Here is a 15994-nt window from a genome sequence, read left to right as displayed (position 1 = left end):
TGCGAAACTCTGCGACGGGTCGGGCACGTTCAGCGCACCGGCTGGCCGGCCAGCCGGGCGGCGATCACCCGGTCCAGGGCCTCGGCGGTGGCGGTGACGTCGAGCTGGGAGTTGTCGATGATCGGCAGCCCGGAGTTGTACCAGCCCGCCATCCGGCCGTGGATCAGCGCCACCTCCTCGTCGCTGAGCCGCCGTTGACCGCTGCGCCGGGCGTTGCGGGCCAGCACGGTGTCCAGGCCGGGGAGCAGCACCACGGGGATCATCCCGGGGCCGATGTGGCGCTTCCAGCCGCCCAGGCCGATCGCCGGCCGGTCGGGGAAGACCGCGTCGTCGATGATGCAGGAGATCCCGTTGGCCAGGTAGTTGCGGCAGGCGAAGCCGCAGGTGCGGCGGGCCAGCCGGTACTGGGCCTCGGAGACGTTGTTCCAACCGGACTGCGGGCTGGCGAAGCCGGACCGCACCCACTCGCGCACGTCGTCCAGGCTGATGTGCGCGGTGGGGCCGGGCCGGCGCTCGGCCCAGTGCCGGGCGACCGTGGTCTTGCCCGCGCCCGCCGGGCCGATCAGCAGCACCGCGAGCGGGCCGACCTGCTGCGGGACGGCGGTGGGCGGCAGTTGGACGGGGGCGCCGGTGGGCATCACGAAGTGGCCGGTCGCACCGGGCGGCACCGCCACGCTCGGCGCACCGATCGGCGCCCTGGCCGGCTCGGTGCCGGGCGGTGGTGGCTGACTGGCCGCCAGCGGCCCGGCGGGGGCCGGAGCCACGGTCGGCGCCGGGGGCAGCGCGGGGCGCCCCGGCACGGCGGGACAGGGCTGCACGCTCTGGCGCGGCGGCACCGGTGGCGGCACTGCCGGGCGCGGGGGCATCCCCCCGGCGTACTGCTGCGTCACGACACACCTCCCGCCGGGGAGATTACACGGCGCCCCCACCAAGGGCCCAGCTCAGGCCGGATCGACGGACCTGCCCGAGCCGGGCCGCCACCCGCTGCCGCAGGCCGCTCAGCGGGCGGTGAGCTGCTCGGCCAGGGCGCGCAGGGCCAGCTCGTACGAGCCCAGGCCGAAGCCGGCGATGGTGCCGGAGGCGATCGCGGCGATCACCGAGGTGTGCCGGAACTCCTCGCGGGCGTACGGGTTGGAGATGTGCACCTCGATCAGCGGCGCGGTGCGCTGGGCCGCCGCGTCGCGGATCGCGTACGAGTAGTGCGTGAAGGCGCCCGGGTTGATCACCACGGGCGTCCGCTCGTCGGCCGCCCAGTGCAGCCACTCGATCATCTGCTGCTCGGAGTTGGTCTCCTTGACCTCCACCTCGAAGCCGAGCTCCTTGCCGAGCACGGTGCAGCGCTCGACCAGGCCGGCGTAGGAGGTGGCCCCGTAGACGTCCGGCTCGCGACTGCCGAGCCGGCCGAGGTTGGGGCCGTTCAGCACCAGGACGCGCCGGCCGAACTCCTGGCTCACGAGGAGACCTCCGCGTAGGCCGCCGCCAGCAGCGACGGGTCCGGGCCGTCCAGCACCGAGGTCTTGGCCAGGCCGTCCAGCACGATGAAGCGCAGCAGGTCGCCGCGCGACTTCTTGTCGACCTTCATGGCGTCGAGCAGCTTCGGCCAGGCGTCCGCCCGGTAGCTCAGCGGCAGGCCGACCGAGGCCAGCACGGTGCGGTGGCGGTCGGCGGTGGCGTCGTCCAACCGGCCCGCGAACCGGCCGAGTTCGGCGGCGAAGACCATGCCGACCGCGACCGCCGCGCCGTGCCGCCACTTGTAGCGCTCGTTGCGCTCGATCGCGTGCGCCAGCGTGTGGCCGTAGTTGAGGATCTCGCGGCGGCCCGACTCCTTGAGGTCGTCCGAGACCACGTCGGCCTTGACCTGGATGGCCCGCCGGATCAGCTCCACGGTGTGCGGCCCGGCGGGGCTCTTGGCGCCCTCCGGGTCGGCCTCCACCAGGTCGAGGATGACCGGGTCGGCGATGAAGCCGCACTTGATCACCTCGGCCAGGCCGGAGACGTAGTCGTGCTTGGGCACGGTCTCCAGGGTGGCCAGGTCGGCCAGCACGCCCACCGGCGGGTGGAAGGCGCCGACCAGGTTCTTGCCCTCGGCGATGTTGATGCCGGTCTTGCCGCCGACCGCCGCGTCCACCATGCCGAGCAGCGTGGTGGGCATCGCGATCCAGCGCACGCCGCGCAGCCAGCTGGCCGCGACGAAGCCGGCCAGGTCGGTGGTGGCGCCGCCGCCGAGGCCCACGATCACGTCGGAGCGGGTGAAGCCGGTCTGCCCGAGCACCGACCAGCAGTAGGCCGCGACCTCGGCGCTCTTGGCCTCCTCCGCGTTCGGCACCTGCAGCGCGATCGCCTGGTAGCCCTGGGCGGCCAGGTCCTCGCGGATCGCCTCGCCGGTGGCCTCCAGCGCCTCGGGGTGGATGATCGCCACCCGGCGCGCCTGGCCGCCGATCAGCCCGCTCAGCTCGCCCAGCAGCTGGTGCCCGATCAGCACGTCGTACGGGGCGTGGCCGGCCGAGCCGCCGACGTGGATGGTGACGGTGTCGGTGCTCATGCGTCCTTCGTTTCCGGGCGGGATGTCAGATTCAGGGATGTCAGTACCGCGTCCGCGACCTGCTCCGGGGTGCACCCCTCGGTGGCGACCACCGCAGCGGCCACCTCCAGGTAGAGCGGGCGGCGGCGTTCCATCAGCTCGCGCCACTGCTGGCGCGGGTTGACCGCGAGCAGCGGGCGCGGGGCGTCCAGGCCGACCCGCTTGACGGCGTCGTGCAAGGCCACCTCCAGGTAGGCCACCGGGCGCCCGGCCAGCAGCGCCCGGGTGGCGTCGGCCATGACCGCGCCGCCGCCGAGCGCGAGCACACCGTCGTGGCCGGCCAGCGCGGCGGCGACCGCCTCGGCCTCCAGCGCGCGGAAGTGCGGCTCGCCGTCCTCGATGAAGATCTCCGGGATCGGCTTGCCGGCCCGCTGCTCGATGTCGGCGTCGGTGTCCCGGAAGGCGCAGCCGAGCCGCTCGGCGAGCAGCCGGCCCACCGTGCTCTTGCCCGCGCCGGGCGGGCCGACCAGGACCAGCCGGGGGCCCGCGGGCGAACCAGGGCTCATCGGACGATCAGGTGGTCGAGGTACCCCTGGATGTTGCGCCGGGTCTCGCTCACATGGTCGCCGCCGAACTTCTCGCAGACCGCGTCGGCCAGCACCAGCGCGACCATCGCCTCGGCGACGATGCCGGCGGCCGGCACCGCGCAGACGTCCGAGCGCTGGTGGTGCGCCTTGGCCTCCTCGCCGGTGCGCACGTCGATGGTGCGCAGCGCGCGCGGCACGGTCGCGATCGGCTTCATCGCGGCCCGCACCCGCAGCAGTTCGCCGGTGCTCAGCCCGCCCTCGGTGCCGCCGGAGCGGCCGGAGGCGCGCTTGACGCCGTCCGGGGTCGGCAGGATCTCGTCGTGCGCCTGCGAGCCGGGGACCCGGGCCAGCTCGAAGCCGTCGCCGACCTCGACGCCCTTGATCGCCTGGATGCCCATCAGCGCGGCGGCCAGCCGCGCGTCCAGCCGGCGGTCCCAGTGCACGTGCGAGCCCAGGCCCACCGGCACGCCGTAGGCGAGCACCTCGACCACGCCACCGAGCGTGTCGCCGTCCTTGTGGGCCTGGTCGATCTCGGCGACCATCCGCTTGGCGGCGTCCGCGTCCAGGCAGCGCACCGGGTCCTCGTCCAGGCGGGCCTCGTCGGCGGGCAGCGGCAGCACGCCGGCCGGGGCCTTGGCGGCGCCCAGCTCGACCACGTGCGAGACGATCTCGATGCCGCAGGTCTCCTTGAGGTAGGAGCGGGCCACCACGCCGAGCGCGACCCGGGCGGCGGTCTCCCGGGCGCTGGCCCGCTCCAGGATCGGGCGGGCCTCGTCGATCGAGTACTTCTGCATGCCGGCCAGGTCGGCGTGGCCGGGGCGGGGGCGGGTGAGCGCCTCGTTGCGGGCCAGCCCGGCCAGCACCTCGGGGTCGACCGGGTCGGCCGACATGACCTGCTCCCACTTGGGCCACTCGGTGTTGCCGACCATGATCGCCACCGGGCTGCCCATGGTCTCGCCGTGCCGCACGCCGCCCAGGAAGGTGACCTCGTCCTGCTCGAACTTCATCCGGGCACCACGCCCGTAGCCGAGCCGGCGCCGGGCCAGCGCGTCGGCCACCGCCGCGGTGGTCACGGGCACGCCGGCGGGCAGGCCCTCCAGGGTGGCGACCAGGGCGGGGCCGTGCGACTCCCCCGCCGTGAGCCAGCGCAACGTACCCAACGGTGCTCCTTCGTCAGCGGTCCGGTCGCGGCGCTCGCACCGCGCTGCCGGCCAGGGTTCGGTCTGCGGGCCCGCACCTGTCGAGCCCTGCTCCGATCCTTTCACGTTCGCGAACACGGCCGGGCCGCGGTCCGGGGAGCGGACAGTCGCGTCCCATCGCTGACCTGGCCTGTTCCACCCAGGCCTTCGAACTCTTGACCGGCTGAGGCAGAATGGGGGCGACCGCGGCACCGCGGCCACCGGACGAGACGCGCCGTACCCGGACCGACAAGACGACGCAGCCCGGTTGGAGGGTGCCGCCATGGAGCAGACCGTTCAGATCATCGGCTCGATCCTGGTCCTGATCCCGTTCGCGCTGGCCCAGTGGGGTCGGCTGAACTCGCGGGCCCGGAGCTATCTGCTGCTCAACCTCTGCGGCTCGGCGATCCTGGCCACCCAGGCCGCGTTCACCGCCCAGTGGGGGTTCCTGCTGCTCGAAGGTGTCTGGGCGGTGGTCTCGTTGACCGGGCTGATCACCGTGCTGCGCGGTCGGGAGCCGAGCGCGGCGCACTGACCGGCCACCGGGCCAACCGGCGTGCCCGGGCGGACCGGCGCGGTCAGCCGCCGGCCAGCGCCAGTTCGCCCGCCGCCCGCATCGCGGCCAGCGGGCCCGGGGTGATCCCGGTGAACCGCTCGCACTGCAGCACCGCCTGGTGCACCAGCAGGTCGAGCCCGCCGAGCACGGTCGCCCCGCGCTCGGCGCAGGCCGCCGCCAGCGGGGTCGGCCACGGGTGGTAGAGCACGTCGAACAGCGCGCCGGGGTCGGCGGTCAGCCCGGCCGCGAAGCCGTCGGTGGCGCCGACCGGCGTGGTGGCGACGGTCAGCGGCCCGGCCAGCGCCTCGGCGCCGCGGGCCCAGTCGGCGGTGCGCACCGCCACGCCGAGCCGCTCGCCGAGCTCGCGCATCTGCCGGGCCCGCTCGGGGCCGCGGACGTACACGGTCACCTCCGCGGCGCCCAGCCGGCCGAGCGCGGCCAGCGCGGAGGCGGCGGTGGCACCCGCGCCCAGCACGGCCGCCGCCGGCACCCGTTCGATGCCGCGCTCGCGCAACGCCGCGACCAGGCCCGGCACATCGGTGTTTTCGCCGGTGCGCCGTCCGTCCGCCTCGAAGACCAGGGTGTTCACCGCGTCCACCGCGAGCGCCGTCGCGCTCACCTCGTCCAGCAGCGGGATCACCGCCCGCTTCAGCGGCATGGTCAGCGAGAACCCCGCCCAGCCGGCCGGCTCCAGGTCGGCCAGGAAGCCCGGCAGCCCCGCCTCGTCCACCTCGAAGCGGCCGTACTCCCAGCCGTCCAGGCCCAGCGCCCGGTAGGCCGCGTTGTGCAGCACCGGGGAGAGCGAGTGGGCGATCGGCGAGCCGAGCACGGCGGCGCGGTGCGGCCGGTTGGTCATCACGGGGCCTCTTCGGGGGCGGTTCGGGTCTCGGTGGTCAGGCGCGACGGCCGCCGTGACGGGTCAGTTACAGGTCTGCCGCGCCGCGTTGTAGGTCCGGCCGTGCTGGGCGCAGTAGTTCTTGACGTTCTGCTTGAAGTCGTCCCCCGAGGCGGAGAAGATCGTCTCGGTCGGGCTGACCGCGAGGAAGAACAGCCAGTTGCCCGGAGTCGGGTTGAGCACCGCCTGGATCGCGTCCTCGCCCGGGTTGGAGATCGGGGTCGGCGGCAGGCCCGGGTTGATGTAGGTGTTGTACTTGTTCGAGGCGTCGTCGATCTGCGCCTCGGTCAGCGTCTTGGAACCGACCCCGTACTCCAGCGTGGTGTCCATGCCCAGCGTGTGGTGCACGTCGTTCTCGTTGGCCAGGCGGTTCTGGATCACCCGGGCCATCTTGCCGAAGTCGGCGACGTTGTTGCCCTCGGCCTGCAGGATGCTCGCCTCGGTGATCACGTCGTACGCGTTCTTCAGGCCGATCGACGGGGCGGCAGTGTCCAGGTTGAGCTGGCTGTACTCGGCGAGCGCGTTGCTGACCATCTGCTTGAGCAGGTCCGCGGGGTTCATCCCGGGAGCGACCGAGTACTTGGTCGGCCACAGGAAGCCCTCGGGGTTGCCGTTCGCGTAGCTGGGCAGACCGAGGCTGGCCACGTTCGCCTTCTCCGCGGCGGCGGTGGTGCCCGGGGCGAGCTTCAGCTTGGTGTCGATCATCGTGTAGATGTCCGAGGCCCGCTTGCCCTCGGGGATGATCAGCGAGTCGCCACCGGCCTCGCTGATCATCAGCGCCACCGCCGCGTCGCCCGACATCTCCTTCTGCATGTCGTAGTAGCCGGGCTGGATCGGCTTGTTCGCCTTGTTGTAGGCGTTGTTGAAGGCGCCGACGCTCTTCACCACGTCCGCGTCCTTCAGCACCTGCGCCATCTGGCCGGCCGAGGCACCGTCCTCGATCTGGATCTGCACCTTGCCGGTGCCGGTGCCCTTGTAGTCGGCCGGCGGGCCGAAGTTCTGCTGGTAGAAGCCGTAGCCCCACCAGCCGGCGCCGCCCATGCCGCCGAGCAGCACCAGGGCCACCAGCAGGCAGGCACCGCCGTTTCGGCGGCCGGTCTTCTTGCCCTTCGCCTTGCGCTTGGCCTCGGCCTCGTCGCTGGTGTCCTCCGTGCCGAGGAAGGAGGTGTGCTGCTCCTCGCCCTCCTCGGTGAGTTCACCGTCAGCGGGCTCGCCGTCCTCGGTGAGCTCACCGTCGGCGTGCTCGCCCTCCTCGGTGAACTCGCCGTCGGCGTACTCGCCGTCCTCGGCGTAGTCGCCGTCCTGGTACTCACCCTCGGCGAAGTCGCCGTCCTCGGCGTAGAGCTCCTCGGCGGGCGCGTCCAGGGCGGCGGCCTCGGCCTCCCAGTCGATGCCGTCGGGACCGGGGCCGGAGGGCGGCGCGGCCATCGGCGCGCGCTGCGCCGACTGCTGCTGCACCGACTGCTGCTGCGGGAACTGCTGCGCCGGGGCCTGCTGCTGGACGAACTGCGGCTGCGCGAACTGCTGCTGCGCAGATGCCTGCTGCTGCGGGAACTGCTGCTGCGGGTACTGCTGTTGCGGGTACTGCGGCTGCGCGAACTGCTGCTGCTGCGCAGGTGCCTGCTGTTGCTGGGGGAACTGCTGCGGGAACGGCTGCTGGCCGAACTCCTGCTGCGGAGAAGCCTGCTGCTGCTGCGGGAACTGCTGCGGGTAGCCGCCCTGCTGCGGATAGCCCGACGGCTGGACGTACCCGGTCTGCTGCTGCGGGAAGCCGCCCTGCTGCGGGTACTGCTGGTAGCCCTGCTGCTGCGGGATCTGCTGCTGCTGCTGGTGCTGCTGCTGCCACTGCTGCTGCGCGTACGGATCCATCGGCACGTACGTCTGCTGCTGCCCGTACTGCTCCTGGCCCTGCACCGGGTACTGGTGTCCCTGCCCGTACGGATCCTGCGGGAGGTACTCCTGTTCGTCCGGGGAAGCGGCCCGCTGCGGCTGCTCACCGTAGCCGGGCTCGGTGGGGTGCCACGGCTGGGAGCCGTAGCCCCGACCCAGTTCAGTCATCGATTCCCTTAGGCCGACGGAGACGGACGGTTGATCGGACCGTCCGTCCGGGACGGCGTCCCGGCAGTATCTCGAACCGGCGTGCTAGCGCAGCGCCTGAGGGGAGACGTTACCGTACCGCACGGTACCCGCCTGGTCCTCGTCCTCGCGCTGCGTGCCCGTGGAGCGGCGTCAGTGTCCGCTCGCGCCGGGCGCACCGCCGGGAGAACCACTGGGTGAGCCACCGTGCTTGGCCTGGTAGGCGTTGAAATCGTCGACGTTCTTGCGGTGCTGTTGCTCACTGTCGGTGAACCTGGTGTCCCCGGGCCGGACTGTGACGAAGTAGATCCAATCCCCGGTCGCCGGCTCCAGCGCCGCGTGCAGCGCGTCGGGTCCGGGGTTGTCGATCGGAGTGGGCGGCAGACCGGGCGCCCGGTAGGTGTTGAACGGCGAGTCCAGCTGGGTGTCGGTGACCGAGGTGTGCAGGGTGGTGCGGCCCAGCGCGTAGTTGATGGTGGAGTCCAGCTGCAGCGGCATCGACCGGGCCAGCCGGTTGTAGATCACCCGGGACACCTTGCCCATGTCCTCCGGGTTGTCCACCTCCCCCTGCACCAGGCTGGCCAGCACCAGGACCTGATAGGGCGTCAGGCCGCCGACCATCGGATGGTCCAGGCCCTCGACCGCGTACTGCTGGGAGCCGCGCTGGACCATCTGCTGGAGCAGACCGAGCGCGGTGGTGTCCTTCGTCACGGTGTACGTGGAGGGGAAGAGCAGGCCCTCGATGTTGCCGCCCGCGTAGTCGGGCAGGTTCAGCTCGCCCTGGTGCTGCGCCGCGGTCTGCTGGGCGGTCCCGGCCGGCAGGCTCAGGCGCTGGTCGATCGCGGCATAGACCTGGCTGGCCCGGAAGCCCTCGGGGATGGTCAGCGCGTTGGCGTTGGCCGGGTCGTCGAGCACGCCCAGCGCGGCGAGCGAGGACATCTTGTGGCGCAGCGCGTAGGTGCCGGGCTGGATCCGGCTGGTGTTGTCGCCGGCGGCCGACAGGAACGCCTGGACGCTGGCCACCACCTCGCTGCGCTGCAGCAGCTTGCCGATCTCGGTGAGGGTGGCGCCCTGCGGGACGGAGACCTGCACCACGGCGCCGCTGCCGGCGCCCGCGTAGTCGGCCGGTCTGGTGGGAGCGCTCCGCACCAGGAGCGCGCGGCCGACCAGCAGCGCGCTGCCGGCCAGCAGAGCGAGCAGCAGCAGGCTGAGGCCGAAGGCCAGTGAGGTGCGGTCGGGCTGGGTGGGCGGTTTCTCCGGCACCCCGCCGAAGAACAGGCCGAACGCCCCGTCCGCCGCCGCGTGGTCCGATTGCGCCCCGTCCGGCGCCGTCCCGTCCGCCGCCGTGTGGCCGGACGCCGACCGGTCCGACGGCTCACCCTCGCCGTCCGCCGGCAGCGGGGCCGGCGGCGGCTCCTGCGCCGGGGCGCCGAGGTGGCCCGGCGTCAGGCCGGGGACCGCGTCCTGGTCCATCGCGTCAGCCCCTGGTGTCGACCTGCCCGCATGCGATGGAGCCCGTCCGGACGCGTCCGGACGGGCCCCTGATCACACGGTAGGACCGGCTGATCAGCCGACCGCCGCGACACTCTCGCCAGGCGCCCGACCGCTCACTCGTTCGGCCTCGAGTGCGCTCTGCAGGATCACCACGGCGGCGGCCTGGTCGATCGCCGCCCGGCCCTTCTTGGCCTTCACGCCCGAGGCGCGCATGCCCTGGGCGGCGGTGACCGTGGTCATCCGCTCGTCCACCAGCCGGACCGGCACCGGGGCGAGCAGCGCGGCCAGCCGGCCCGCGTAGCCGCGGACCTTCTCGGCCGCCGGACCCTCCTTGCCGCTGAGCGAGCGCGGCAGGCCGACCACCACCTCGATCGCCTCGTACTCCTCGACGATCGCCTTGAGCCGCGCCTGGGAGCGGCCCCCGGCGGGGACCGTCTCCACGGGCGTGGCGATCAGCCCGTCGGGGTCGCAGGAGGCGACCCCGATCCGGGCGTCACCGACGTCGACGGCGATCCGCCGGCCCCGGCGCCAGGGCTTGGGCTCCTCGGCCCCCGAGGAGTGCGCCCCCGGGGAGTGCGGCAGCTGAGGCTCCATCAGGCGGTGCGCTCCGCGACCAGGGCGCGCACGGCCTCGATGGCTTCGCCGACGGCGGCCGGGTTGCTGCCGCCACCCTGCGCCACGTCGTCCTTGCCGCCACCGCCGCCGCCGAGGGTCTTGGCGGCGGTGCGGACCAGCTCGCCGGCCTTGACACCGCGCGCGCGGGCGTCCTCGTTGGCGGCGATCACGGTGAGCGGGCGGTCGTTGACCACGGTGAAGGCGGCCACCACGGCCGGGCGCGAGCCGAGCCGGTTGCGCACGTCCAGGACCAGCTTGCGCAGCTCGTCGGCGCCGACGCCGTCGGCCACCCGGGCGGCGACCAGGGCCACGCCCCGGACGTCCTCGGCACCGTCGGCCAGGCCCGCGGCGGCGGCCAGCACCTTCTCGGCGCGGAACCGCTCGATCTCCTTCTCGGCGTCCTTGAGCTTGGCGAGCATCCCGGAGATCTTCTCCGGCAGCTCCTCCGGACGGCCCTTGACCAGCTCGGTCAGCTGGGCCACCACGGTGTGCTCGCGGGCCAGGAACTTGTAGGCGTCCACGCCGACCAGCGCCTCGACCCGGCGCACGCCGGAACCGATCGAGGACTCGCCGAGCAGCTTCACCAGGCCCAGCTGGGCGGTGTTGCCGACGTGCGTGCCACCGCACAGCTCCTTGGAGAAGTCGCCGATGGTGACCACGCGCACCGAGTCGCCGTACTTCTCGCCGAACATCGCGATGGCGCCCTGCTTGCGGGCCTGGTCCATCGTCATCACCTCGGCGGTGACGTCGAGTTCGCGGGTCAGCACCTCGTTGATCTTCTGCTCGACATCGGTCAGCACGCTGCCGGGCACGGCGGCGGGCGAGCCGAAGTCGAAGCGGAAGCGGCCGGGGGCGTTCTCCGAACCGGCCTGGGCGGCCGTGGGGCCGAGCGCGTCGCGCAGCGCCTGGTGGGTCAGGTGGGTGGCGCTGTGGGCGCGCGAGACGGCCCGGCGGCGCTCGATGTCGATGGTGGCGTACGCCGAGGCGCCGAGCACCACCTCGCCGTAGAGCACCCCGCCGGAGTGCACGACCACGCCGGGCACCGGCTGCTGCACGTCGCGGATCTCCACCACGGCGCCGGAGTCGAGCCGGATCCGGCCGTGGTCGGCCAGCTGGCCACCGCCCTCGGCGTAGAACGGGGTGCGGTCCAGGACGAGTTCGACCTCGTCGCCCTCGGTGGCGGCCGGCGCCGGGACGCCGTCCACCAGCAGGCCGACCACGGTGGCCTCGCCCTCGGTGGCGCTGTAGCCGGTGAAGACGGAGGCGCCGGACCGATCCGCCACCTCGCGGTAGGCGGCCACGTCGGCGTGGCCCATCTTCTTGGCCCTGGCGTCGGCCTTGGCGCGGTCCCGCTGCTCCTGCATCAGGCGGCGGAAGCCGTTCTCGTCCACCTGGAGGCCCTGCTCCTCGGCCATCTCCAGGGTGAGGTCGATCGGGAAGCCGTAGGTGTCGTGCAGCTTGAACGCCTGCTCGCCGGAGAGCACCGCGCCGCCGGCCTGCTTGGTCTCGGTGACGGCGGTGTCCAGCAGGTTGGTGCCGCTGCGCAGGGTCTGCAGGAAGGAGGCCTCCTCGGCGACGGCGACCGTGTCGATCCGCTTGCGCTCGGTCTCCAGCTCCGGGTACTGCGGGGCCATCGCCTTGATGGTGATGTCCACCAGCTCCTTGGCCACCGGCTCGGTGGCACCCAGCAGGCGCATGTTGCGGATGGCGCGGCGCAGGATGCGGCGCAGCACGTAGCCGCGGCCCTCGTTGCCGGGGGTGACGCCGTCGCCGATCAGCATCACGGCGGTGCGGATGTGGTCGGTGACCACGCGCAGCGAGATGTCGGCCTTGTGGTCGTCGCCGTAGCGGTGACCGGTCAGCTCGGCGGCCCGGTCCAGGATCATCCGGCTGGTGTCGATCTCGAAGAGGTTGTCGACGTCCTGCAGGATCGCGGCCAGCCGCTCCAGGCCCATGCCGGTGTCGATGTTCCGGCTCGGCAGGTCGCCGAGGATCTCGAAACCGTCCTTGCCGTCACCGTGGCCGCGCTCGTACTGCATGAAGACCAGGTTCCAGATCTCCATGTACCGCTCGCCGTTGACGGCCGGGCCGCCCTCCTCGCCGTAGGCGGGGCCGCGGTCGTAGTTGATCTCCGAGCACGGGCCGCACGGGCCGGGCACGCCCATCGACCAGAAGTTGTCCTTCATGCCCAGCCGCTGGATCCGCTCGGCCGGGACGCCGACGACCTCGCGCCAGATCTGCTCGGCCTCGTCGTCGTCCAGGTAGACGGTGATCCAGATGCGCTCCGGGTCCAGCCCGTACCCGCCGTCCGCCACGGAGCTGGTGAGCAGCTCCCAGGCGAACTTGATGGCGCCTTCCTTGAAGTAGTCGCCGAACGAGAAGTTGCCGCACATCTGGAAGAAGGAGCCGTGCCGAGTGGTCTTGCCGACCTCCTCGATGTCCAGCGTGCGCACGCACTTCTGGACGCTGGTGGCGCGGCTGAACGGAGGCTTGACCTCGCCGAGGAAGTACGGCTTGAACGGCACCATGCCGGCGTTGACCAGCAGCAGGGTGGGGTCGTCGGCGACCAGGGACGCCGACGGAACGACGGTGTGGCCCCGCTCCTCGTAGAAGCGCAGCCAGCGGCGGCGGATCTCTGCCGACTCCATGAGTGGTCCTTCCGGTTAAGGGTGCTGACCCCGGCGCTGATCGAGCTGACGGGGCGTTGACGCGATGACATGGGGGGTGATGACGCGCGACGGGGGCAGGGCGACGACCGGGGGGCTCCCCGGTGCCGCCGAGATAGCTCGGCCCGCACCGCCCCGGCGCCCGATCGGGCGGGTTGGCGGCTCGACCACCGCGGTGCCGTCCAGGCCGAGGTCGGCCCGCAGCTGCTCCTCGCGCTCGGCCATGCCCGCCCGCACGTCCAGGGCGAAGCGCTTGGCCGTGTCGCCCAGGTGCAGCGCACCGCGCGCGGCGGCGCCTGACAGGCTGTCAGGAGTGAGTCGGCGGGTCGCCTCGTTCGCCTTGTTCATGGCCCAGACGGCGGCGCCGGCGCCGACCGTCATCCAGAAGATGCGTCGTACCACGGTGCATCAGCCCTTCACGGCTCGCCGGACCCGGGACAGCAGCCCGCCCCTGGGGGCGGTGGCGGCCCGTACCTCGGCACGGATCAGCTGCGCCAGCGCCTCGCGCTCACTGCTCTGCTGAGGAAGCGTCACGGTGTTCTGCTGGCGGTTGACGGCCTTGCGCACGCCGTAGCTGAACGCGGCCAGCTTGACCAGCGGCCCGCCCAGGGTGGCCGCCACGGTGGAGGAGAGCGCGTTCGCGTTGGCGGCGGCGTCCTGCACGTTGGCGGTGATGTCGTCGACCCGCTCCAGCTGCTCGTGGGCGCTGCGCACGGCGGCGCTGGCGTCGCTGAGCAGCGGAACGGCCTGATCGGTGACGGCCGAGACCAGCACCGTGGCCTCGCGCAGCACCTTGGACAGGCGCACCAGGACGACGGCGAGCAGGGTGACCAGCACGGTCCAGCCCACGGCAACCAACAGGCCGGCAAGCTCTCCCACGGACACCGCGTGCTCCCTTCACTCCTCAGGGTGGAACCCTATCGCGCCGCGCGGCCTGATCCCGACCGGATAACCCCTGGCCGCGCGGCTGCCGGCGGAAAACCCGGGGAAACGCGCGAAGCCCCCGCGACCCGAAGGCCGTGGGGGCTCCACACATCCGGTACCGGGGTACCGGACTCGCGGGTCAGCGCGAGTAGTACTCGACGACCAGCTGCTCGTCGCAGATCACGGGGACCTCACGACGCTGCGGCTCGCGGTCCAGACGGAAGGCCAGCGCCTTGAGGTTGACCTCGAGGTACTTCGGGGTCTGGCCCTCGCCCGCGTAGCCACCCTCACGGGCGACCTGGAACGGAACCTTCTCCTTGGACTTCGCCTTGACCGTGACGACGTAGCCCGGCTTCATCTGGAACGACGGCTTGTTGACCTTGCTGCCGTTGACCTCGATGTGGCCGTGCACGACCATCTGACGGGCCTGGTAGATGGTGCGGGCGATGCCCGAACGCAGGACCAGGGCGTCGAGACGGGTCTCGAGCTGCGCGATGAGGGCCTCACCGGTCTTGCCGGAGACCTTCTTCGCGCGGTCGAACGCGCGCGCCATCTGCTTCTCGCTCAGGTCGTACTGAGCGCGCAGACGCTGCTTCTCGAGCAGACGGACCTTGTAGTCCGAGTTCTGCTTGCGGCCACGGCCGTGCTGGCCGGGCGGGTACGGGCGGGCCTCGAAGTACTTGACGGACTTCGGGGTCAGCGGCACGCCAAGGGCACGCGCGATCTTGACCTTGGGACGCTTCTGGTTCGCCATGGAACCATTACCTCTTTCAGTGTGCGAATACGGCTTCACCAGGTGTTGACGGAGGTCGCCTCTCGCGGTCCGGAGAAAAACCACCCGGGGGTGATCAGCCGCTCTCCGAGGCCGGGCACTGACGTGCATGCACACGCGCGGCCCACCGCCGGTGAAGGTGATGGGCTGCCCGCGACACCGATGAAGGTGCGCGACGCTCCTGGCAGCTCCCGCTAGGGGTGCTGCGGGCCGTTGTCCCGCTGGTGCGGCCGGTCAGCCGCAAGGCTGCCGGACCCGGAACAAGGCACTTCGGCCGAGTATACCGGCTGCTCACCGCGCTACTGACCGGTGCCCTTGAGCCGGGCCCTGGTCCACTCCACCACGTCCGCGTAGCGCGCCTCGCCGCCGTGCCTGGTCGGCTGGTAGTACGCCTTGCCGTGCACCGCGTCCGGCGCGTACTGCTGGGCGGCGATGCCGCCGGGCAGGTCGTGCGGGTACTGGTAGCCCTGGGCATGGCCGAGCTTGGCGGCCCCGCCGTAGTGGCCGTCGCGCAGGTGCGGCGGGACCGGACCGGCCAGGCCCTGGCGGATGTCGGCCAGCGCCGCGTCGATGGCCAGGTAGGCGGCGTTCGACTTGGGCGCCAGGGCCAGCGCGATGGCGGCCTGGGAGAGGATGATCCGGGCCTCGGGGAAGCCGATCAGCGCCACCGCCTGGGCGGCCGCGACGGCGGTGGGCAGCGCGGTCGGGTCGGCCAGGCCGATGTCCTCGCTGGCCGAGATCATCAGGCGGCGGGCGATGAACCTCGGGTCCTCGCCCGCCTCGATCATCCGGGCCAGGTAGTGCAGGGTGGCGTCCACGTCGCTGCCCCGGATCGACTTGATCAGCGCGCTCGCCACGTCGTAGTGCTGGTCGCCGTCCTTGTCGTAGCGCACGGCGGCCTGGTTCACGGCCGTCTCGGTGGTGGCCAGCGAGATCTCGGCCGCGCCCTGCTCCAGCGCGGCGCCGGCCGCCGCCTCCAGCGTGGTCAGCGCCCGCCGGGCGTCGCCGCCGGCCAGCCGCACCAGGTGGTCCTCGGCCTCCTGCCCGAGCGTCACGCTCCCGGCCAGGCCGCGCTCGTCGGCCAGCGCGCGGCGCAGCAGGGCCCGGATGTCCTCGTCGGTGAGCGACTGCAGGGTGAGCAGCAGCGAGCGGGAGAGCAGCGGGGAGATCACCGAGAAGTACGGGTTCTCGGTGGTCGCCGCGATCAGGGTGACCCAGCGGTTCTCCACGGCCGGCAGCAGCGAGTCCTGCTGGGCCTTGGAGAAGCGGTGGATCTCGTCCAGGAAGAGCACCGTCTCCCGGCCGCTGAGGCCCACCGCGCGGCGGGCCCCCTCGATCACCGCGCGCACCTCCTTGACCCCGGCGGTGATCGCCGAGAGCTCGACGAAGCGCCCCTCGACGCCCTGGCTGATCACGTGCGCCAGCGTCGTCTTGCCGGTGCCCGGCGGGCCCCAGAGGATCACCGAGCTGGTCGCGGCCGGGCCCTTGGAGCCGGACACCAGGCGACGCAGCGGGGAGCCGTCGGCCAGCAGGTGCCGCTGGCCGGCCACCTCGTCCAGCGTGCGCGGTCGCATCCGTACGGCCAGCGGCGCCCGGCCCGGCTCGCTGGCCTGGCGCTGCTCGGCGGCGGCGGTGAAGAGGTCCGGTTCGTCCACCACGTCAGCCTATGCGAGCGGGCCGACAGGCCTGAACGAGCGACCTCGGGCCGGC

15 protein-coding genes and 1 riboswitch are annotated in these 15994 nt (G+C 72.6%); of the genes, 1 reads left to right on the top strand and 14 read right to left on the bottom strand.

Annotated elements, in window-relative coordinates; translation table 11 throughout:
• Window positions 1-29: 29 nt before the first annotated feature.
• The 5 genes from OG403_RS31460 to aroC form a co-directional block, all read right to left on the bottom strand.
• Window positions 30-866, bottom strand: a complete 837-nt coding sequence (locus tag OG403_RS31460; protein ID WP_442911098.1) for an AAA family ATPase — start codon at window positions 864-866, stop codon at window positions 30-32.
• A gap of 132 nt (window positions 867-998) precedes the next feature.
• Window positions 999-1454 (bottom strand): type II 3-dehydroquinate dehydratase, encoded by a 456-nt coding sequence (aroQ, locus tag OG403_RS31455; RefSeq protein WP_329570389.1) that lies wholly within the window; start codon window positions 1452-1454, stop codon window positions 999-1001.
• A complete protein-coding gene (aroB, locus tag OG403_RS31450) occupies window positions 1451-2542 on the bottom strand; it encodes a 3-dehydroquinate synthase (protein ID WP_329570387.1) in 1092 nt (363 codons plus the stop codon). The genes aroQ and aroB overlap by 4 nt, the downstream gene beginning before the upstream one ends.
• A complete protein-coding gene (locus OG403_RS31445; protein ID WP_329570385.1) occupies window positions 2539-3087 on the bottom strand; it encodes a shikimate kinase in 549 nt (182 codons plus the stop codon). The genes aroB and OG403_RS31445 overlap by 4 nt, the downstream gene beginning before the upstream one ends.
• Entirely contained in the window at window positions 3084-4268 is a 1185-nt protein-coding gene (aroC, locus tag OG403_RS31440) for a chorismate synthase (RefSeq protein WP_329570383.1), read from the bottom strand. The genes OG403_RS31445 and aroC overlap by 4 nt, the downstream gene beginning before the upstream one ends.
• 217 nt (window positions 4269-4485) lie before the next feature.
• Window positions 4486-4550, top strand: a riboswitch (guanidine-III (ykkC-III) riboswitch).
• A 19-nt stretch (window positions 4551-4569) separates the two neighbouring features.
• On the opposite strand from aroC, the gene OG403_RS31435 reads away from it, so the two are divergent.
• On the top strand, window positions 4570-4821 hold the full coding sequence (locus OG403_RS31435) for a CBU_0592 family membrane protein (RefSeq protein WP_329570382.1): 252 nt from the start codon (window positions 4570-4572) through the stop codon (window positions 4819-4821).
• 43 nt (window positions 4822-4864) lie between these two features.
• On the opposite strand, the gene OG403_RS31430 is transcribed toward OG403_RS31435, so the two are convergent.
• The 9 genes from OG403_RS31430 to OG403_RS31390 form a co-directional block, all read right to left on the bottom strand.
• Window positions 4865-5698 carry a shikimate dehydrogenase gene (locus OG403_RS31430; protein WP_329570381.1) on the bottom strand — a complete coding sequence of 278 codons (834 nt, stop codon included), beginning with the start codon at window positions 5696-5698 and terminating at the stop codon, window positions 4865-4867.
• A 63-nt stretch (window positions 5699-5761) separates the two neighbouring features.
• Window positions 5762-7795, bottom strand: coding sequence for an endolytic transglycosylase MltG (gene mltG / locus OG403_RS31425; RefSeq protein ID WP_329570379.1), 2034 nt, complete (start codon window positions 7793-7795; stop codon window positions 5762-5764).
• 171 nt (window positions 7796-7966) lie between these two features.
• Window positions 7967-9286 (bottom strand): endolytic transglycosylase MltG, encoded by a 1320-nt coding sequence (mltG, locus tag OG403_RS31420; protein WP_329570377.1) that lies wholly within the window; start codon window positions 9284-9286, stop codon window positions 7967-7969.
• A gap of 93 nt (window positions 9287-9379) precedes the next feature.
• Window positions 9380-9901, bottom strand: a complete 522-nt coding sequence (gene ruvX / locus OG403_RS31415) for a Holliday junction resolvase RuvX (RefSeq protein ID WP_329570375.1) — start codon at window positions 9899-9901, stop codon at window positions 9380-9382.
• The gene (alaS, locus tag OG403_RS31410) at window positions 9901-12570 is read right to left on the bottom strand and encodes an alanine--tRNA ligase (protein ID WP_329570373.1); all 2670 of its coding nucleotides are present in this window, start codon (window positions 12568-12570) and stop codon (window positions 9901-9903) included. Before alaS ends, ruvX begins: the two co-directional genes overlap by 1 nt.
• 15 nt (window positions 12571-12585) lie before the next feature.
• Window positions 12586-12990, bottom strand: a complete 405-nt coding sequence (locus tag OG403_RS31405; RefSeq protein ID WP_329570372.1) for a DUF6167 family protein — start codon at window positions 12988-12990, stop codon at window positions 12586-12588.
• A gap of 6 nt (window positions 12991-12996) precedes the next feature.
• Window positions 12997-13473 (bottom strand): DUF948 domain-containing protein, encoded by a 477-nt coding sequence (locus OG403_RS31400; RefSeq protein ID WP_329570370.1) that lies wholly within the window; start codon window positions 13471-13473, stop codon window positions 12997-12999.
• A gap of 178 nt (window positions 13474-13651) precedes the next feature.
• A complete protein-coding gene (gene rpsD / locus OG403_RS31395; protein ID WP_329570368.1) occupies window positions 13652-14266 on the bottom strand; it encodes a 30S ribosomal protein S4 in 615 nt (204 codons plus the stop codon).
• Window positions 14267-14583: 317 nt separating this feature from the next.
• Window positions 14584-15942 carry a replication-associated recombination protein A gene (locus OG403_RS31390; protein ID WP_329570366.1) on the bottom strand — a complete coding sequence of 453 codons (1359 nt, stop codon included), beginning with the start codon at window positions 15940-15942 and terminating at the stop codon, window positions 14584-14586.
• Between the last annotated feature and the right edge of the window lie 52 nt (window positions 15943-15994).

Origin of the sequence: Kitasatospora sp. NBC_01266 (assembly GCF_036242395.1) — a bacterium.
GTDB lineage: Bacteria > Actinomycetota > Actinomycetes > Streptomycetales > Streptomycetaceae > Kitasatospora.
This window is presented reverse-complemented; position numbering and strand designations above follow the sequence as displayed.